Annotated in this window: 15 protein-coding genes and 1 pseudogene; 7 read left to right on the forward strand and 9 right to left on the reverse strand. The window is 67.3% G+C overall.

The annotated features are described in order from the left end of the window. Positions 1-179: 179 nt before the first annotated feature. Positions 180-1,199, reverse strand: a complete 1,020-nt coding sequence (locus tag NRG74_RS20995) for a branched-chain amino acid aminotransferase (protein WP_257705222.1) — start codon at positions 1,197-1,199, stop codon at positions 180-182. A gap of 401 nt (positions 1,200-1,600) precedes the next feature. Here NRG74_RS20995 and NRG74_RS21000 point away from each other — a divergent pair, with 401 nt between their 5' ends. Continuing rightward, entirely contained in the window at positions 1,601-2,092 is a 492-nt protein-coding gene (locus NRG74_RS21000) for a hypothetical protein (RefSeq protein ID WP_173149181.1), read from the forward strand. A gap of 4 nt (positions 2,093-2,096) precedes the next feature. Here NRG74_RS21000 and NRG74_RS21005 read toward each other — a convergent pair whose 3' ends face one another. Both NRG74_RS21005 and NRG74_RS21010 read right to left on the reverse strand, forming a co-directional pair. Next, the gene (locus NRG74_RS21005; RefSeq protein WP_257705223.1) at positions 2,097-3,140 is read right to left on the reverse strand and encodes a zinc-dependent alcohol dehydrogenase family protein; all 1,044 of its coding nucleotides are present in this window, start codon (positions 3,138-3,140) and stop codon (positions 2,097-2,099) included. 94 nt (positions 3,141-3,234) lie between these two features. Beyond that, complete coding sequence (locus NRG74_RS21010; protein ID WP_173149179.1) at positions 3,235-3,927, reverse strand: 3'-5' exonuclease; 693 nt, start codon at positions 3,925-3,927, stop codon at positions 3,235-3,237. A gap of 209 nt (positions 3,928-4,136) precedes the next feature. On the opposite strand from NRG74_RS21010, the gene NRG74_RS21015 reads away from it, so the two are divergent. Together NRG74_RS21015 and yghX are read left to right on the forward strand one after the other, a co-directional pair. After that, entirely contained in the window at positions 4,137-6,470 is a 2,334-nt protein-coding gene (locus NRG74_RS21015) for a DNA polymerase II (RefSeq protein ID WP_257705224.1), read from the forward strand. A 162-nt stretch (positions 6,471-6,632) separates the two neighbouring features. Next, positions 6,633-7,523 (forward strand): YghX family hydrolase, encoded by an 891-nt coding sequence (gene yghX, locus NRG74_RS21020; RefSeq protein WP_257705225.1) that lies wholly within the window; start codon positions 6,633-6,635, stop codon positions 7,521-7,523. Positions 7,524-8,310: 787 nt separating this feature from the next. Here the strand turns inward: yghX and NRG74_RS21025 are convergent. Then, positions 8,311-11,652, reverse strand: coding sequence for a PAS domain S-box protein (locus tag NRG74_RS21025; RefSeq protein WP_257705226.1), 3,342 nt, complete (start codon positions 11,650-11,652; stop codon positions 8,311-8,313). 244 nt (positions 11,653-11,896) lie between these two features. Here NRG74_RS21025 and NRG74_RS21030 point away from each other — a divergent pair, with 244 nt between their 5' ends. Next, positions 11,897-12,280: a response regulator gene (locus NRG74_RS21030; RefSeq protein WP_051226123.1), complete on the forward strand. Its 384-nt coding sequence runs from the start codon at positions 11,897-11,899 to the stop codon at positions 12,278-12,280. Here NRG74_RS21030 and NRG74_RS21035 read toward each other — a convergent pair. The 4 genes and pseudogenes from NRG74_RS21035 to NRG74_RS21050 form a co-directional block, all read right to left on the reverse strand. Continuing rightward, positions 12,277-12,669: a response regulator gene (locus NRG74_RS21035; protein ID WP_017638658.1), complete on the reverse strand. Its 393-nt coding sequence runs from the start codon at positions 12,667-12,669 to the stop codon at positions 12,277-12,279. The two genes, NRG74_RS21030 and NRG74_RS21035, sit on opposite strands and share 4 nt — an antisense overlap. Positions 12,670-12,751: 82 nt before the next feature. After that, positions 12,752-13,759: a zinc-dependent alcohol dehydrogenase family protein gene (locus NRG74_RS21040; RefSeq protein WP_064308458.1), complete on the reverse strand. Its 1,008-nt coding sequence runs from the start codon at positions 13,757-13,759 to the stop codon at positions 12,752-12,754. Positions 13,760-13,864: 105 nt separating this feature from the next. After that, positions 13,865-14,248, reverse strand: a pseudogene (locus NRG74_RS21045) (DUF4398 domain-containing protein); the annotation flags it as partial. Positions 14,249-14,278: 30 nt separating this feature from the next. After that, a complete protein-coding gene (locus tag NRG74_RS21050; protein WP_017638661.1) occupies positions 14,279-14,710 on the reverse strand; it encodes a DUF4398 domain-containing protein in 432 nt (143 codons plus the stop codon). Positions 14,711-14,866: 156 nt separating this feature from the next. On the opposite strand from NRG74_RS21050, the gene NRG74_RS21055 reads away from it, so the two are divergent. Further along, positions 14,867-16,492 carry a methyl-accepting chemotaxis protein gene (locus NRG74_RS21055; protein WP_257705227.1) on the forward strand — a complete coding sequence of 542 codons (1,626 nt, stop codon included), beginning with the start codon at positions 14,867-14,869 and terminating at the stop codon, positions 16,490-16,492. 4 nt (positions 16,493-16,496) lie between these two features. On the opposite strand, the gene NRG74_RS21060 is transcribed toward NRG74_RS21055, so the two are convergent. Further along, positions 16,497-17,666, reverse strand: a complete 1,170-nt coding sequence (locus NRG74_RS21060) for an HPP family protein (protein WP_257705228.1) — start codon at positions 17,664-17,666, stop codon at positions 16,497-16,499. Positions 17,667-17,923: 257 nt separating this feature from the next. Between NRG74_RS21060 and nhaA the strand changes: the two genes are divergently transcribed. Together nhaA and crcB are read left to right on the forward strand one after the other, a co-directional pair. Next, complete coding sequence (gene nhaA / locus NRG74_RS21065; protein ID WP_257705229.1) at positions 17,924-19,093, forward strand: Na+/H+ antiporter NhaA; 1,170 nt, start codon at positions 17,924-17,926, stop codon at positions 19,091-19,093. Positions 19,094-19,105: 12 nt separating this feature from the next. After that, positions 19,106-19,483, forward strand: a complete 378-nt coding sequence (crcB, locus tag NRG74_RS21070) for a fluoride efflux transporter CrcB (RefSeq protein ID WP_017638665.1) — start codon at positions 19,106-19,108, stop codon at positions 19,481-19,483. Positions 19,484-19,494: the final 11 nt, after the last annotated feature.

Raw genomic sequence — 19,494 nt, forward strand, 5'->3', positions numbered from 1 at the left:
AGCAGCTGGTCATCCTGTAGGAGCGGCCAATGGCCGCGATAGGTGAGTTGCCAGCGAGGCGAAACGAGTTTCGGCAGATCGCTCGATAAACAGCCAGGGCGGCAGCAATGGCATCAATCTGGTTTACCTAAACGAAAAAGGCGCCCTGAGGCGCCTTCTTCACACTAAACCAACCCAAGTCAGACCTTGACGATCCAACCCTCCGGCGCCGGCTTGTCGCCGGTCTGGATGCCGGTCAGTTCCTCGTACAGCTTGCGCGTCACCGGGCCGACGTCGGTCAGGCTGTGGAAGACGTGCAGCTTCTCGCCGTACTGGATGCCGCCAATGGGGGTGATGACCGCCGCAGTGCCGCAGGCGCCGGCTTCGACGAACTGGTCGAGCTGGTCGATAAAGACGTCGCCCTCGACCACGTCCAGGTTCAGCCGCTCGCGGGCCAGTTCCATCAGCGACATGCGGGTCACGCCCGGCAGCACGGATTCGGAGCGCGGAGTGACGAACTTGCCGTCGCCGGTGATGGCGAAGAAGTTGGCCGAGCCGACTTCCTCGATCTTGCGGTGGGTCAGGGGATCCAGGTAGATGCAGTCGGCGAAGCCTTCGGCCTTGGCCTGGGCGCCGGGCATCAGGCTGGCGGCGTAGTTGCCGCCGACCTTGGCGGCACCGGTGCCCTGGGGCGCGGCGCGGTCATAGCCGGAGATCACGAAGTTGTGCGGGGTCATGCCGCCCTTGAAGTAGGCGCCGACCGGGATGCCGAATACCACGAAGTGGAACTCGGGGGCGGTGCGCACGCCGATGTTGTCACCCACGCCGATGACGAAGGGCCGCAGGTAGAAGGCGCCGCCGGTGCCGTGGGGTGGGATCCAGGCCTCGTTGGCCTTGACCACCTGCTGGCAGGCATCGATGAACATCTCGGTGGGGACCGGCGGCATCAGCAGGCGGGCGCAGCTCTTGTGCATGCGCGCGGCGTTGCGGTCGGGGCGGAACAGGTTGATGGAGCCGTCCTGGCAGCGATAGGCCTTGAGGCCTTCGAAGCACTGCTGGCCGTAGTGGATGGCCGTGGAGCCTTCGCTGATGTGCAACTGGTTGTCGCGAGTCAGCTCGCCGGGTTCCCAGCTGCCGTTGCGATAGGTGGCGATATAGCGGAAGTCGGTCTTGATGTAGTCGAAACCGAGGGTCTTCCAATCGATGTCCGCAGCGCTCATAGATCCTCGCAGTGCTCTCCGGCGGCTTGGCCGGTCGTTTCGTGGTCGGGCCGTACGCCTCACCGGCGACGGTTAAAAGGGGGGACGAGGCGGGCTCGTCGCTAGGTTCTGTATGAAAAGTCGCCGAGCGAAGGTCAGGCAAGGCAAAAATCAGCGAGGAAGCGGACCGGGCTCGCGAACGAGTTTACGAGTGGTAAATGAGCATTCCGAGCTGATTTTTAACGCAGCATCACCGAGCGCAGGCACTTTTCGTACAGAGCCTAGACTGTGAAAGATACCGCTTATCCGGACCTCTGGGGGCACCTTTCAGCCAATCGGATCTCCAAAGACTGAAGCTGGCCCTTTGCCGCCTCTGCCTGTTGCTTCAGGCTGGGTGTGCGGGTCGCCACCAGGAGTCTGTTTTGAAAACAATGATGGCGTTGCTGGGTGCCCTGACCCTGCCAACGCTCACGGCGCAGGCCGCCGGCATCTTCACCGACAAGTTCGACACGGCGCTCAATCGTCGGGTCATCGAATGGCGTGGGGCGCCCTCGACCGACGGGATCGTCTTCAGCGTGATCGCCAGCCAGTTCAAGACCAGCGCCGGCAACGCCACCACCGATTTCCGCACCCAGCTGTCCACCTTTGGCGACAAGGTGCGCTTCCACGGCTGCAGCGCCAGTCGCTGGGAAATGAACGGCCAGCTCTACCTGCCGCTCAAGGGCCAGTACCGCATGGCCGGGCTGGACGAGCGCTACGGCGAGTATTTCATCGGCCAGCCCAGCCGCCAGGACCTGGAATGGGTGGCCATGAATACCCGGGTCAATTATCGCCTCTGCCGCCTGCGCGCAACCCTGTCCGCCGAGGACCTGCAGGGGCTGCGCTGGGTGTTGCAGGCGGCGGAGTCCGGCTAGCGAGCTAGTCGAAGCGGGTAATGACGGTCACCCCGGTACCTTCGAACCTGTCCATGTGCATCAGGGCCTCGCTGGACTCGGCTAGGCTGATCTCGCGGCCGATCAACCGCTCCGGTGCCAGGGTGCCCTGGCGCAGCATGGCCATCAGCACGTCGTAGCGATGGGCCTGCATGCCGTGGCTGCCAAGGATTTCCAGCTCCTTGGCGATCACCAGATTCATCGGCAGCGCCGGCGTCGCCTGGTCGCCCAGCAGCAACCCGACCTGAACGTGCTTGCCGCGCTTGCGCAGGCAGGCGATGGAATTGAAGCAGGTGGTGGGGTGGCCCAGGGCGTCGAGAGAGACGTGGGCACCGCCGCCGGTGAGTTCCTGCACCGCCTCGGGCACGCTGGCCACCTGGGTAGCATCGAGGGTGGCCACGGCCCCGAGGCTGCGGGCCAGGGCCAGTTTGTCGGCGGTGATGTCGATGGCCACCACCTGGGCGCCCAGGGCGCTGGCGATCATGATCGCCGAGAGCCCGACGCCCCCGCAGCCGTGCACCGCCACCCATTGGCCGGCGCTGACCTTGCCCTGGTCGACCACGGCGCGAAAGGACGTCACGAAGCGACAACCCAGGCTCGCCGCCGTGGCGAAGTCCAGCTGCTCGGGCAGGCTGACCAGGTTGAGATCGGCCTGGTGGATGCCGACGTACTGGGCGAAGGAACCCCAGTGGGTGAAGCCGGGCTGGAACTGATGGTCGCAGACCTGCTGGTGGCCGGCGTGGCACTGTGGACAGGCGCCGCAGCCACCGACGAAGGGCACCGTCACCCGGTCGCCGACCCGCCACCTCCTGACGTCCTTGCCTACCGCCTCGACCATCCCGGCCAGTTCGTGGCCCGGCACATGGGGCAGCTCGATGTCGGTGTCATGGCCGACCCAGCCGTGCCAGTCGCTACGGCAGACGCCGGTGGCCATGACCTTGAGCACCACGCCGTGCGGCTCGGGGGTAGGGTCCGGCACCGTGCACAGGCAGGGTGGCGCGGAAAAGGCTTCGTAGACGACGGCTTTCATGGCGGGGCCTCGGGCTGGATGACGCCTCCAGTATGGCAAGCCGCGCGAATTTAGCCTGTCTGCTTGCCGGTGCGGCCGGCGGACTGCCGCTCGGCTAGCCTGCCAGGGCCTGCAGCCCGCTCCAGGTAGCCGGTGCGTCCTCGCCCAGCGCCTGCACCAGGGCGGCCTTGAGGCGGCAGTCGGGCAGGGCGCGGTGGGTTTCCTGCACGGCGACGCCCTGCTGGCGAGCGGCCATGGCCAGGGATTTGCGGCGCCAGCCGTCCTGGCTGCGGCTGTCCAGACTCGGCTCCTGCCAGAACTGGGCATAGAGCTGCATCAGGCAGTGCAGGCGGGTGCCATCCACCAGTTGCACCGGCGGCGTCTCCCGCTCCAGTTCCGGCGGCAGCGCCAGACCGTGGAGCTGGGCATCGTGCCCGAGCAGGCGATAGTCGAAGGCCATGCCATAGGCCAGCACGGTGCGGCCCTGCAGCAGCGGCCAGAGCTGGGCGAACACCTCGGGAAAGGAGGGCGCCTGGCTCAGGTGGGCATCGGTCAGGCCGTGGATCAGGGTCGCCTCGCGCGGCACGGCGATGCTGGGGCGCACCAGGGTATCGAGCAGCACCCGGCCACCGAGGGTCATCACCGCCACCTCGATCAGCTGGGCCTCTTCCCCTAGACCGGTCGCCTCGGTATCCAGCACCAGCACGTCCTGCTCCAGCCAGCGACGCGCCTGCTCGCGCACCCGCATTTGCTGGGCGTTGTAGCCGGTGAAGGCAGCGGTGGAAAAAGACGACGACAAGGAATTCATGACACGGCCTGACAGCTGAAACAAAGGGTGCGCCCAAGAGCCGGGGAATCGGCTCTACGACGGGTGTGGGCATTCGATGCAAGATCATCGCCACAGGACACAGGCCGTTCGGCGGGAGCGACGAGCGGACCACCCGGCGCGCCGGGGTCGCCCGCGCGGTCTGGCCTTGCGAGAATGGGCCTTCATCCATGTCGAGGAGCGCCGCTGCTTTGGCCGCCGTCCAGGGTTTCTTGCTGACACGCCTCTGGCGCGAGACTTCCACCGGGATGGAGCTGGTGTTCTGGTTCGCCACCGACAGCGGTCCGCGCCAGCTGCGGGTGCCGGCGCAACAGGCCGTGGCCTTCGCCCCGGCCGCGCGACGGGCGGACATCGAGCGCCTGCTGCCGGCCGGGGTGGAGATCCGCGAATTGGCGCTGCAGGACTTCCAGCGGCGCCCCGTCCTGGGGCTCTATGCGCCGCGCTATCGCACCCTGCGCGAACTGGAGCAGCGCCTCCCCGCCGCCGGCATCGAGGTCTACGAGACGGACATCGCCCCGGCGGATCGCTTTCTCATGGAGCGCTTCATCACCGCGCCGGTGACGCTGCCCACGGCCGACGGCGGGCCACTGCGGCCCGATCCCGACTACCGCCCCTCGCTGCGCACCCTGTCGCTGGACATCGAGACCAGCGAGCGCGGCGAGCTCTACAGCATCGGCCTGCACGGCTGCGGCCAGCGCCAGGTGTATATGCTCGGCCCGCCCACCGGGGAGGATGCGGCCGTGGACTTCGACCTGGAATACGTCGCCGACCGCGCTACCCTGCTCGAACGCCTCAATGCCTGGATGGCACGCCACGATCCCGACGTCATCATCGGCTGGAGCGTGCTGCAGTTCGACATCCGCGTGCTCCACGAGCACGCGCGCAAGCTGGGCGTGACCCTGCATCTGGGCCGTGGTGCCCCCGAGGACGATCACTACGAACCCGGCGGCCAGGGCCGGCCCTTCCAGGCGCTGCTGGCCGGGCGGCCGATCATCGACGGGGTGGAGGCACTCAAGTCGGCGACCTGGGTATTTCCCTCCTACAGCCTGGAGAACGTCAGCCGTACCCTGCTGGGCGAAGGCAAGGCCATCGACAATCCCCACGACCGCATGGCCTCGATCAATCGCATGTTCGCGGGCGAGAAGAGCGCCCTGGCGCGCTACAACCTGGTGGATTGCGAACTGGTCACCCGCATCTTCGCCAAGACCGAGCTGCTGCGCTTCCTCCTGGAACGGGCCAGCGTCACCGGCCTGCCGCTGGAGCGCCATGGCGCCTCCATCGCCGCCTTCTACCATCTCTATCTGCCGTTGATGCACCGCCAGGGCTTCGTCGCGCCCAATCTCGGTGCCCAGCCACCCGAGGCCAGCCCCGGTGGCTTCGTCATGGATTCCCGGCCTGGGCTCTACGACTCGGTGCTGGTGCTGGACTACAAGAGTCTCTATCCCTCGCTGATCCGCACCTTTCTCATCGATCCGGTAGGGCTGGTGGAGGGCCTGGCGCTGCCCGAGGACGAGACGGTGCAGGGCTTTCGCGGCGCGCGCTTCCACCGCACCCGGCACTGCCTGCCGGAGATGGTGGCGCGGGTCTGGGAGGGGCGCGATGCCGCCAAGCGCGCGGGCAACGCGCCCCTGGCTCAGGCGCTGAAGATCATCATGAACAGCTTCTATGGCGTGCTGGGCACGCCGCACTGCCGCTTCTTCGATCACCGCCTGGCCTCGTCCATCACCCTGCGTGGCCACGCGGTGATGCACCAGACCCGCGAGCTGATCGAGGCGCGTGGTCATCGGGTGATCTATGGCGACACCGATTCCACCTTCGTCTGGCTAGGGCGCACCCATGCCGAAGCCGAGGCCGAGCGCATCGGTCGCGAGCTGGTGGCGGCGGTCAACGCCCACTGGCGCGAGTGGCTACAGGCGGAGCTGGGGCTGGAAAGCCATCTGGAGCTGCAGTACGAGACCCACTTCAGCCGCTTTCTCATGCCTACCATTCGAGGCGCGGAGGAGGGCAGCAAGAAGCGATACGCCGGCCTCAGACCCGGTGCCGACGGCCAGCCGGAACTGGTGTTCAAGGGCCTGGAAACGGTACGCAGCGACTGGTCGCCGCTGGCCCAGCGCTTTCAGCGCGAGCTGTACCTGCTGATCTTCACCGGTGAGCCCCATGAGGACTATGTGCGCGACTTCGTCGCCCGCACCCGCGCCGGCGACCTCGACGACCTGCTGGTCTATCGCAAGCGCCTGCGCCGACCGCTGGAGGAGTACCAGAGCAATCTCTCGCCCCAGGTGCGCGCGGCGCGCCTGCTGGAGGCGGAAAACGCCCGGCTGGGACGCCGCAGTCGCTTTCGCCGCGGCGGCTGGATCAGCTACCTGATCACCACCGCCGGCGCCGAGCCGGTCGAGCTGCCCCATGCACCACCCGACTACGATCACTATGTAGAGCGCCAGTTGGCCCCGGTGGCCGACGCCATCCTGCCCTTCGTCGGCGACCGCTTCGACCGGTTGCTGGATCGGCAGATGGGGTTGTTCTGAACAGGGCGGTCGTTTCGAAGCGTTGATCGCCGAGCTGCACGCCCAGCGCGGCACCCGCGCGAGGCCATGGCATAGTCAGACGATTCGCGGCACACTCGGGGGCCACCGGGGCGCCTACCCAGCTGGGCTGGCGGTCCCCTTTCCCGCCAGAGGAGCGCTGCGATGACCCGCCTCACCGCCCAGGATTTCTCGCCCGAACTGCTCGAACTCTATGACTTCTATGTCCACGGTCGCATCAGCCGCCGCGACTTCCTCGACCGCGCCGGGGCCTGTGCCGCGGTGCTGGGGCTGTCGGCCACCGGCGTGCTGGCGGCGCTGAGCCCCAACTATGCCCTGGCCAGCCAGGTGGAATTCACCGACCCGGACATCGTCGCCGAGTACGTCTATTACCCCTCGCCCAAGGGCCATGGGCGGGTGCGTGGCTATCTGGTGCGGCCGGCCAAGGCCAGCGGCAAGGTGCCGGCGGTGGTGGTGGCCCACGAGAATCGTGGCCTCAATCCCTATATCGAAGACGTGGCCCGGCGTCTGGCCAAGGCGGGCTATCTGGCCCTGGCACCGGACGGCCTGACGTCCATGGGCGGCTATCCCGGCAACGACGACAAGGGCCGTGAGTTGCAGCAGCAGGTCGATCCGGCCAAGCTGATGAACGACTTCTTCGCCGCCGTGGAAACCTTGATGAGCCACGAATTCAGCACCGGCAAGGTCGGTATCACCGGCTTCTGCTATGGCGGCGGCGTGGCCAACGCGGCCGCCGTGGCCTATCCCGAGCTGGCCGCGGCGGTGCCCTTCTATGGACGTCAACCGCGCGCCGAGGAGGTGGCGGCGATCAAGGCGCCGCTGCTGATCCACTACGCCGAGAACGATCCGCGCATCAACGAGGGCGCCGCCGCCTATGAAGCGGCGCTCAAGGCGGCCGGCAAGACCTACGAGGTGCAGCGCTATGCCGGCACCAACCACGGCTTCCACAACGACTCCACCCCGCGCTACGACGAGGCGGCTGCCCAACTGGCCTGGCAGCGCACCCTGGACTGGTTCGGGCGTTACCTGGCCTGAGCGCTCTGGGCTATCCCGGGTGCCGGGATCCCATGCCGTAGCGTTTTCCACTGGCGGGGCCAGCCCGAAACGCTGGACAAGGCGGCGTTAGTCCGTCGCGACTGGTTGGGCGGGAGGCGGTGTTGGGCTTCGCTGCGCTCAGCGCCAACCTGCGCGAGAGGCCGGACCGTGGTGGCTACCGACGTAGGTTGGGCTGAGACGGCTTCATCGTCGAAGCCCAACAGGGCCCCGGCTGAACCTCGGCACCGTTGGGCTTCGCTGCGCTCAGCGCCAACCTACGCGAGAGGGCGGGCTGCGGTGGTTGCCGACGTAGGTTGGGCTGAGACGGCTTTATCGTCGAAGCCCAACAAGGCCCGGGCTGCACCTCGGCACCGTTGGGCTTCGCTGCGCTCAGCGCCAACCTACGCGAGAGGGCGGGCTGCGGTGGTTGCCGACGTAGGTTGGGCTGACACGGCTTCATCGTCGAAGCCCAACAGGGCCCCGGCTGAACCTCGGCACCGTTGGGCTTCGCTGCGCTCAGCACCAACCTACGCGAGAGGCCGGACCGTGGTGGCTACCGACGTAGGTTGGGCTGAGACGGCTTTATCGTCGAAGCCCAACAGGCCCCCGGCTGAACCTCGGCACCGTTGGGCTTCGCTGCGCTCAGCGCCAACCTATATGAGAGGTCGAACTGCGGTGGTTGCTGACGTAGGTTGGGCTGAGACGGCGTCATCGTCGAAGCCCAACAGGGCCCGGGCTGCACCTCGGCACCGTTGGGCCTCGCTGCGCGTAGCGCCAACCTACGGAGTCAGGTCCCTTCGATCAGATCGCGGATGCGCACCGCCAGGGCGTCCATGGCGAAGGGCTTGGTCATCACGTGCATGCCGGGCTCCAGATGGCCGTTGCCGACCACCGCGTTCTCCGCGTAGCCGGTGATGAACAGTACCTTGAGGCCCGGGCGGCGCTGGCGGGCGGCGTCGGCCATCTGCCGGCCGTTCATGCCGCCGGGCAGGCCGACGTCGCTGATCAGCAGGTCGATGCGCACATCGGATTCCAGCAATCGCAACCCGGAGCTGGCATCCGCCGCTTCGAGGGCGGCGTAGCCCAGTTCTTCCAGCACCTCCACCACCAGCATCCGTACTGTGGGTTCGTCATCCACCACCAGCACCGTCTCGCCGTGACCCTGGCGTGGCAGCGCCGGTTGGCTGGCGATGAGGTCCACACCCGCCGCCGTTTCGCGGTGGCGCGGCAGGAACAGGGTGACGCTGGTGCCCTCATCGACCTGGGAATGGATGCGCGCCTGGCCGCCGGACTGGCGCACGAAGCCGTAGATCATCGACAGGCCGAGCCCGGTGCCTACGCCGATCGGCTTGGTGGTGAAGAAGGGGTCGAAGGCCTTGGCGATCACCTCGGGCGGCATGCCGCAGCCGTTGTCGGTCACCGAGAGGGCGATGTATTCGCCCGGCTCCAGGTCGCGGACCCGGGCCATGCGCGCATCCAGCGCCCGATTGGCGGTCTCGATGAAGATGCGGCCACCCTCGGGCATGGCATCGCGGGCATTGATGCAGAGATTGAGCAGGGCATTTTCCAGCTGCGGCGGATCGACCAGGGTCGACCAGAGTTCGCTGCTGGCCACCACCTCGATCTGGATCGCCGGACCCACCGTGCGGCGGATCAGGTCTTCCATGCCGGCCACCAGACGATTGACGTCGGTGGGTTTGGGATCCAGCGTCTGCCGGCGGGAAAAGGCCAGCAGCCGGTGGGTCAGGGCGGCGGCGCGGATGGCGGCGCCCTGGGCAGCGGTGGTGTAGCGTTCAAGGTTGTTCAGCCTACCCTGGCCGATGCGCACCGTGAGCAGGTCCAGACTGCCGACGATGCCGGCGAGCAGGTTGTTGAAGTCGTGGGCCAGGCCGCCGGTGAGTTGGCCGACCGCTTCCATCTTCTGTGATTGGCGCAGCTGCTCTTCCAGCAGCGCCTGGGTCTCCGCGGCGTCCTTCTCGCGGGTGATATCGCGCCCGGCACCGGTGACGTGCTCCTGATCAGTGTCTAGCGACAGCGTCCAGGACAGCCAGCGCCAGCTGCCATTCGCCGCCTGGACACGATTCTCCACCCGGGTCGGCAGGCCGCTGCGGCGCAGGTCGTCCAGCGCTACCAGCACGCCCGGTAGATCGTCGGGGTGAATGAGTTCGGTGTAGGGGCGGCTGAGCAACTCGGCCTCGGAATAGCCCAGGCCGCGCGACCAGGATGGACTCACCCGCAGCAGCTGCCCGGCGAAGTCGGCGGTGAGCAGCAGGTCCTCGCTGAGCGCCCAAAGCCGGTCGCGTTCGGCGGTGCGCGCCTGGACTTCCTGGCTGAGGCTGAGATTCTGCGCCTGGATTAGCGCCTGGGCGTCGCGCTGGACGGTGACGTCCTGGGCGAAGACATAGAAGCCGTCCACCGCGCCGCGCCCATCCCGCCGCGGCCGATAGTGGATGTCGGCGATGCGTCGCCGGCCGTCCGGCCAGGCCCAGGGCAGATCCAGCCGCGCCGGGGTGCCGTCCAGGGCGGCCTGGATGGCCGGGCGGCGGGCAGCGAACAGCTCCGGCGCGAAGACCTCGGCCATGCTGCGACCGAGGATGCTCTGCGGCGCATCCTTGAACCACTTGGGCGCCTCGACGTTGGCGAAGCGATAGATCAGGTCGCGATCGACGAAGGCGATCAGGCAGGGCAGGGTGTCGGCCACCAGGCGCAGATTGAGTTCGCTGTCGCGCAGTGCACGTTCCGCGGTCAGTCGCGCCGTCGCCGAGCGGGTGCGATTGGCGACCTCGCGGATGAATTGCAACTCGGCCGGCGTCCAGCGCCGCGGCTGACTGGAACCTACATAGAGCAGCGCCACCAGGTTGCCATGCTCGAACAGCGGCAGGTTGACCAAGGCGCGGATCTCCAGGCGTTGCAGCGCCGCGAGGTTGTCACGGGCGCGCGGGTCCGCGTGCACATCCTCGATCACCACGGTTTCGCCGCGCTTGAAAGACTCGCTGTAGCTGCCGTAGTCGTGGAAGTTCAGGGTGCCCATCAGGCTGCGGGCGCCCGGGATCGTCCAGTCGCGCCCCACGGTGACGGTCTCGGCCTCGGCGTCCACCAGGCCATAGCCCACCAGGTGGGCATCCAGGCTGGTACCCAGGGTGGCGCAGGCGAGGTCGGTGACGGCTTCGATGTCGCCCAGCTGGCTGAAGCCTTCACCGAGTTCGGCCAGGGCCCTGCGATAACGCTCTTCGTCGCGGGTGGCCTGGGCGGCCTGCTCGCGCTCGGTGACATCCAGGAACAGCACCAGAAAGCTGTCGGGACCGGCCTTGTGCGCATGGCCTTCGTACCAGCGCCCGTTGTGCTGGAATTGCCGCACGTAGCTGAACGACTGGCCGGTATCCACCACCCGGGTGAAGTCTTCCGCCCAGAGGTCTTCGAGATCGGGAAACAGGCTGCGCGCGGTCTGGCCGACCGCCTGTTGCGCACTCAAGCCGAAGTGCGCGCACCAGGCCCGGTTGACCTGGTCATAGCGCCAGTCCCGGCCGCGGCCCTGGTCATCGCGCAGGATGGTGCCGAGGATGAAGCCCTCGTCCAGTTGCTCGAACAGGCCACGCCAGTAGCGCTCGCTCTCGGCCAGCTGCTGCTGCACCTCGCCCACGTAGCGCTGGCTGTCGCGCAGGGCCTCGCCGGCCAGGTGCTGGGACGTGCGGTCGCGGAGGATCTTGACGAAGCCGGTATGGGTGCCGGCGTCGTCGTGCAGCGGATGCATCTCGCCACTGGCCCAGAAGCGAGTGCCGTCGCGGCGCAGGTGCCAGCGCTCATCCTCGGCACGGCCGTCCTGCAGGGCCAGCCGCATTTCCAGCGCGGCTCGGCCGCTCTGGTTGTCTTCCGGGGTGAAGAAGCGCTCCGCCGGTGCACCGCGAATCTCCGCGGCGGTCCAGCCCAGCAGGCGCTCGGCGCCGCTGTTCCAGTCGGCGATCACTCCGGCCGGATCGAGCACGATCATGGCGAAATCGATGGCGCCATCGAAGATTGCCAGGCGCCGTTGGGCGTCCTGGGGCGGCAGCGCGGTGCACTGGTCGAGCGCGGCGCGCAGGCGGCGTACTTCGGCCTGGAGTTCAGCGTGAGAGAGAGCGGATTCAGCCATGGGATCTTTCGAACAGGTGGGCAGCGAAAGCAGACGGCGGTGACGTCCAGCGAGAGCCTTAGAGTAAGAGAGTCGGGCGCCGGCCAGCGATCTGCCGGCACCTTTTTCCGACAGACAGGGAATTAAGTAGCCGCTGCGGCATCAGACAAGTGCCAGTACCAACCGGCCAGCCGTCCATCCGAGGGTTGTGATCCAATTCGAGTAATTTCGGTCTATTTAGTCGTACTAATGAAGTAGCGTTGCCATGACCGATGTAGTTTCTTCCGCAGCCGTTACCACTGTGCTGGTCGTCGAAGACGATCCCGTACTGCGCTCGCTGGCGACGGAGGTGTTCGAAATGGAAGGCTACGCCGTCCAGTCGTTCGACACCGCCGATGCCGCCTGGTGCTGGTTCGAAGCCGATCCATTGCCGCCCGATCTGCTGTTCACCGATGTGCGCATGCCCGGTCGGTTGGATGGCCTCGCCCTGGCCAAACAGGTCCGCCAACGTTTTCCGCAGCTGCCGATCCTGGTGTCCTCTGGATACACCGGCCAGCAGTATGCCGAACGCGAAGACCGGGCGTTGTTCCTGCCCAAGCCCTGGACCATCGACCAGTTGCTGAAGGCCTGCGGTCAGCTGGGCGTCTAGTCGCCTGCCTGACGCGCTCGCGCCAGGCGTACCGCCGAATCCACCTCATCCAGCGTCCAGGGCTTCTGCAGGAAGATCACCTGAGGGGGCAACGTGGTGGTGATTTCGTAGCCGTAGCCGGAAGTGATCACCATGGGCAACTCGGGCCAGCGCTGCAGCAGCATCTGCGCCAGCTCGCCGCCGCGCAACTGGCCGGGCATCAGGTGATCGGTAACGACCAGGGCCGGTGCTTCCTGGCATTGCAGCAGATGCACCAGGGCATCGTCGGCATTGTCGAAGCGGGTACAGGCCCACTGCAATTGTTCTTCGAGATGATTGCCCAGCAGCTCGGCGAGCAGACTGTTGTCTTCGATGACGACGGCATAGGGCAGGGCGGTAGACGAAGTCATCGGACATCCGGAACGCGATGAGGCAATTCCGGAAGTCTAGCAGAGCCCTGTCGGTCTCAGTCTGGCTTTCGTCTGACCATTGTCAGATCTCCAAGACGATCTTGCCGAAATGGCTGCCGTCCTTCTGGAAGGCGAAGGCCTCGGCGATCTCGGCCAGGGGATAGCTGCGATCGATGACCGGCTTGATCCCGTTGCTCTCCAGCGCCTGGATCATCTCCTGCTGATGGCGGCGACTGCCGACGATCAACCCCTGCAGTCGTTGGTGCCGACGCATCAGATTGGCGGTGGGGACCTGGCCCTCGACGCCAGTGAGCACGCCGATCAGCGCCAGATGACCATGGATACGCGCGGCCTGGATGGATTGCGCCAGCGTCGCCGGGCCGCCCACTTCCACCACGATGTCGACGCCGCGCCCCCCGGTGATGGCCTGTACCTTGGCGCCCCATTCCGGCTCGTCGCGGTAATTGATCAGGTGGTCGGCGCCCAAGGCATAGGCACGCTGCAGCTTCTCGTCCGACGAAGAGGTGGCGATCACCGTGGCGCCCATGGCCTTGGCCAGCTGCAGGGCGAAGATGGACACCCCACCGGTGCCCATGACCAGCACGCTGTCACCGGCCTTGAGATTGCCGTCCACCACCAGGGCACGCCAGGCGGTGAGCCCGGCGGTGGTCAGGGTCGCCGCCTCGGCATGGCTGTAGCCCTTGGGCGCGCGGGTAAAGGCCGTGGCCGGGCGCACCACTACCTCGCAGGCGAAGCCGTCGATGCCATCGCCGGGCGTGGTGGAGAAATCGTCGATTGTCGGCTCGCCGTCCAGCCATTGGGGAAAGAAGGTCGAGACCACCTGATCGCCCACGGCGAATTCGCTGACGCCTGCGCCCACGGCCTCGACCACCCCGGCGCCATCGGACATGGGAATGCGCCCATCGGCGGTCGGCATCTTGCCGAGCACCACGCCCAGATCATGGAAATTCAGCGAGCTGGCCTTGATCCGCACGCGGATCTCGCCGGCTCCGGGCTGACCGGGATCGGGCAGTTCACAGTGTTCCAGCTGATCCAGACCACCGGGTTTGCGTAGGCGTATGGCGTGCATGAAAGATCTTCCGGACTATGGCGAGCAAGACGCTCGCGGGTCTGTAGAGGACCACGGTGCCGGGCGCAGGATTCCCGAAGGAGTCCTGCGCCCATGGCCTTACTTGATCGCCTTCTGCAGTTGCTGCAGCTGCTCGGTGCGGGTGTTCAGGCGGGTTTCGCCGCGCTGGGCATCGACCTTCTTCAGCTCGGCCTCGGCCATGCGCAGCTTGATGGTCTGCATGGCGGTCTGGATGCGTTGCTGGGTCAGGTAGGCCAGCTGGTCGACGGTGCGCTCGTTCTCACCGTCCTTGTAGGCCTTGTCGGTCTTGGCCAGCCAGGTGCCGGCATCCTTGGTTTCCAGCGCCGCCAGCTGGGTGGCCTGGGGCTGGGATTCGAGGGCGGCGTAGTCGTTGCGCGCCTTTTCCAGGTTGGGGTTGGGCGGGGTGGCGCAGGCGGCCAGGGTGAGGGTCAGGGCCGACAGTACCGGAAGCAGAAAACGTTTACGCATGGGTTTCGTCCTTCAAGAGAGCGGGCAGCCTTACTGCTGCACCTTTTTCTGTAGATTCTGTTGCAGCTGGAGGTTGATCTGACCTTCCTCGCGGATCTGCTGGATGCTGTTCTGGGCATCCTGCAGCGCCGCCGCGGCCTTGGCGGCCTGGGTCTTGCGAGTCGCCAGGCGGGCATCCCACTCGGCCTGCTCGGCCAGGCGCTTGGCGTCGTCGTATTTCTCGTTGGAAAGCGCCGCCTGGGCCTGGGTCCACTTGTCCTGGGCCGACTTGGTCTCAATCGGGGCGAACTGGTTGCCGCCGCCGCTCACGGCTTCGTTGACGGCCGATTGGGTCACGGCCATCTGCGCGGTCGGCGGATTGCCGGCGCAGCCCGCGAGGAGCAGACCGCCACCCAGGACCAGGCTGGCGAGCAGCGCACGAGGCGCGGAGAACGGGGAGGCGCGAGAGGGACCGGTTTTCATCCGAACATTCCTGGCAGGTCGCCCGGAATGGGCGACAGTGCCTGTGAGACGACGAAAACGCGGCGAGGTTCGCTGCAACCGCTGCGCTAAAGGGCAGGGTGTCCTGGCCGATATATGTTGTCAGACAACAACAGGGCCAGCGGCCACGGAGATTCCATGCTGTTACGCAATTGCAACATCGCGCCCCGCGCGGCGCTAGGCTTCGGCCTGATCGCCCTGATGGTGGCTTTTCTCGGCCTGTTTTCCCTGGCGCAGATGGCGGGTATCCGCGAACGCCAGGTAGTGACGGAGCGCGACTGGGTGCCGAGCATCCGCGCGGTGGACGCCATCCGCGAGAACATGCTGCGCATCCGCACCATCTCCTTGCGGCTGGCGCTGGACCCGGAACCGCGCAACATCGACACCTATGTCAGCCAGTACGAGGCGCGCAACAAGGTGCTCATGGAGGGCATCAAGGCCTATGAGGTCTTTGTCGACACCCCCGAGGAGCACCAGCGCTGGGACCTGTTCAAGCGCGATTTCGCCACCTATCAGCAGGGCATGACCGAGTCCTTCGCCCTGGCGCGGCGGGGCGATACCGTCGCGCTCAACAAACTGACCCTGGTGGACATGAAACCGGTGGTGGACGGCACCGGCAAGCAGCTGGGCGAGTTGGGCGACCTCTATGCCGAGGGTATCGAGCGCGATGGCAAGGTCTCGGCGGACCGCTATGAGGCCTCACGGCTGATCGTCATCGCGGTGATCGTCCTGGCCGCCCTGGCCACGGTGCTCATGGCCTGGCTGCTGACCCGCAGCATCGTCGGACCGCTGCGCGAGGCGCTGCTGGCCGCCCGCCGTGTCGCCCAGGGCGACCTGACCCAGACCCTGGCGGTGCAGGGGCGTGACGAGGTGAGCGAATTGCAGCGCGCCTTGCAGCAGATGCAGGGGCAGTTGCGTGAGACCCTCTCGCGCATCGCCGGCTCCTCCACCCAGTTGGCCACCGCCGCCGAAGAGCTCAATGCGGTCACCGAGGCCGCGGGCCAGGGCCTGCAGCAGCAGAACCAGGAGATCGAACAGGCCGCTACCGCTGTCACCGAGATGAGCACCGCGGTGGACGAGGTGGCGCGCAACGCCGTCTCCACCTCCGAGGCCTCGCGGGCCTCCAGCCAGGCCGCGCAGCAAGGCCAGACTCGCGTCGCGGAAACCCTGGGCGCCATCGAGGCGCTGTCCGACGAGGTCGTGGCCACCGGGACGGTGGTCCAGCGCCTGGCCGAGCAGTCCCAGGACATCGGCAAGGTGCTCGACGTCATTCGCGCCATCGCCGAGCAGACCAACCTGCTGGCGCTCAACGCCGCCATCGAGGCGGCGCGGGCCGGTGAGGCCGGGCGTGGTTTCGCCGTGGTGGCCGACGAGGTGCGCGCCCTGGCCAGCCGTACCCAGCAGTCCACCCTGGAGATCGAGCAGATGGTCTCGGGCATGCGCAGCGGCGCCAGTCAGGCCCTAGGTTCCATGCACAGCAGCAGTCAGCGCGCCCAGGCCACGCGGGCCCTGGCGGAAACCGCCGGGGTGGCCCTGGACGAGATCAACAGTCGCATCGGCGAGATGTACGAGCGCAACCTGGTGATCGCCAGCGCGGCCGAGGAGCAGGCCCAGGTGGCCCGCGAGGTGGATCGCAATCTGGTCAACATCCGCGATCTCTCCACTCAGTCCGCCGACGGTGCGCGCCAGACCAGTGCCGCCAGTCAGGAATTGTCCCGGCTGGCGGTGGATCTGCAGGGGCTGGTGAATCGCTTCCAGGTCTGAACCGCTAGACGCGCACCGCCTGGTACAGTGCCCGGATCAGATCCGACTGGGTGATGATGCCGACCAGGCGGCGCGAGCCGTCGATGATGGGGATGTGGCGGTGGCCGTTCTCGGAAAACACCGGTACCAGATCGATCAGCAAGCGGTCGGCGCTGGCCACCCGCACGGTGCGGGTCATGATGCGACCAACACTGTGTTCGTCCTGGCGCGCCTTCGGCCGGACCAGGGAGCGCAGGCGCCAGCCGAGGCCCTCGTGCACGTCCAGGTCGATCTGCCGCATGAAATCGGCGACGGTGACGATGCCCAGCAGATAGCCCTGGCGATCCACCACCGGCAGCGCCTTGATGCGCCGGGCGCGCATCAGCGCCCAGGCTTCCTGCAGCGGCATCTCGGCGCGGGCCGTCACCGGTTCCTGGCTCATGACGTCGGCGCAGCGCAGTTCGCCCATCTTGCGCTGGTAGGCGCGCGCCTCGACCTGTTCGAGCAATTCGGCGAGGTCGTCGCGGCTGATGTCCAGCACCTGGTTGTAGCGCGCCAGCACGGCGTCCAGGTCGGCGCGCTGCAGGCGCGTTTCGCTGCTCGGCTCGGCCGGGCGTGGCACATGGGGCCAGGGGCGCCGGGTCAGGTTGTTGTAGAGCAGACCGGCGCTCACCAGCAGCAGCGAGTCCAGCGCCACCGGACTCCAGGCATAGCTGAAGTCCTGGGCGCCGATGAGCACCATCAGCAGCGCCGAGGCGCCGCCCGGAGGGTGCAGGCAGCGCAGGGTGAACATGGCGGCGATGGCCAGGGCGACCGCCACGGCGGCGGCCAGATTGGCTTCGGGAATCCACCGCGCGCAGGCGATGCCGATCAGCGCCGCCAGGGTATTGCCACCCACCACCGACCAGGGCTGCGCCAGGGGACTGGAGGGCAGGGCGAACACCAGCACGGCGCTGGCGCCCAGCGGCGCCACCAGGGCCAGTGCCAGGGCGCCGTGCTGATGCACCGGCTGGCCTTCCAGCCACCAGGCCGCCAGCAGCGCCGCGAGCAGGATGCCGAGGCCGGCGCCCAGGCTGGCGCGCAGTCGCTCGCGCCCGTCGATGGGTAGCGGCGCGGGCCAGAAGGCGCGCAGACCCTGGGCCAGGCGCGCGGAAAGGGAAGGCGAGGGGGACGGCGTAAGGGGTTCCTGGGACATGGGAAAGCAGCTGCTAGGCAGAACGAGGGCGCTGATGGTCCTCCCTGTACGCCGCCCTGGCAAGACCGAACTGGCCCCCGTGCCGCCTCTTCCAGCGGTCAGGCAGCGCTCCAGAGCGTCTGCCGCCCCAGGTGGATTTTCTACTGCGAGGGGCCGTCCGCCGTAGTAGGATTATCGGCTGGGTGTCGCCGCAGTCGCGCGGTAGGACAGGTTGAATCGAGCGCAGGTCGGGCCGCCGCGCAGGAGTCCTGCTGCCCATGTCATCCCTGCTATCCCCCACCAGGGCCCTGGCCTTCGTTCAGCGCTTCTGCGCCGCCGAGGCCGCCGGCGGCATCGTATTGATGGTCGCCGCGGCCATCGCCCTCATCGCCGCCAACTCGCCGTTGGCCGAGGGCTACTTCGCCAGCCTGCATTGGTACGTCGGCGGGCTCTCCGTCGGTCACTGGATCAACGATGGCCTGATGGCCCTCTTCTTTCTGCTGGTGGGCCTGGAGATCAAGCGCGAGATGGCGGTCGGCCAACTCGCCAGCTGGGGCGATCGCGCCCTGCCGGGCCTCGCGGCCCTGGGCGGCATGCTGGTGCCGGCGCTGCTCTATGCCCTGGTCAATCGCCACGATCCCCAGACCCTCTCGGGTTGGGCGATTCCCGCCGCCACCGACATCGCCTTCGCCCTCGGCGTGCTGTCGCTGCTGGGGTCGCGGGTGCCGGTGTCGCTCAAGGTCTTCCTTTCGGCGCTGGCCATCCTCGACGACCTCGGCGCGGTGCTGATCATCGCCCTGTTCTATACCAGCGATCTCTCCGCCAGCATGCTGCTGGCCGCGGCAGGGCTGGTGGCGGTGCTGTTCGTGCTCAACCGCCTCAAGGTCACCGCCTTGCTGCCCTATCTGCTGGTCGGGGCGCTGCTGTGGTTCTGCATGCTGCGCTCGGGCATCCACGCGACCCTGGCCGGGGTGATCCTGGCGTTGTTCATTCCCCTGGGCGATAGCGCGGCCGACGACGCCTCGCCGCTGCTCCGGCTGGAATCCGTGCTGCACCCCTGGGTGGCCTTCCTCATCGTGCCCGTCTTCGGTTTCGCCAATGCCGGGGTCTCCCTGGCCGGCATTTCCCTTGGCAATCTGCTGGACCCGGTGCCGCTGGGCGTCGCCTTGGGGCTGTTTCTCGGCAAGCAGGTGGGCATCTCGCTGATGGCGCTGCTGGCTATCCGCAGTGGCCTGGCGCGGCTGCCGGAGGGTGCCAGCTGGCTGCAGCTCTATGGCGTGGCCCTGCTTTGCGGGATTGGCTTTACCATGAGCCTGTTCATTGGTGCCCTGGCCTTTCCGGGTGCGCCCTTCCTGGTCGACGAGGTCAAGATCGGGGTGCTGCTGGGCTCGCTGCTGTCAGCCCTGGCCGGCATTGCCGTGCTGCTGGTCGCCGCCCGTCGTCGTTGAGAGGAGTTCGAGATGCCCTATGCGCTGTTCGCGGTGATGTTCGGTGGTGCCCTGGGGAGCGCCTGCCGCTGGTGGGTCGGTCTGCGGCTGAATGCACTGTTCCCGCTGCTGCCGATGGGCACCCTGCTGGTGAACCTGGTCGGCGGCTTCGTCATCGGTCTGGCGCTGGGGCTGTTCGCTCGCTATCCGGGGCTGGACGTGCAATGGAAACTGCTCCTGGTGACCGGCTTCTGCGGCGGCTTCACCACCTTCTCGACCTTTTCCGCCGAGGTGGTGACGCTGCTGCAGAGCGGTCGCCTGGGCTGGGCGGCGCTCACCATCACCGCCCATGTGCTGGGATCGCTGCTGCTGACCCTGGCCGGGTTCGCCCTGGCCGGTCGCCTCGGCTGAGTCGACCGGCC

The sequence above is a fragment of the Pseudomonas oryzihabitans genome, assembly GCF_024652905.1.
GTDB classification, from domain to species: domain Bacteria; phylum Pseudomonadota; class Gammaproteobacteria; order Pseudomonadales; family Pseudomonadaceae; genus Chryseomonas; species Chryseomonas benzopyrenica.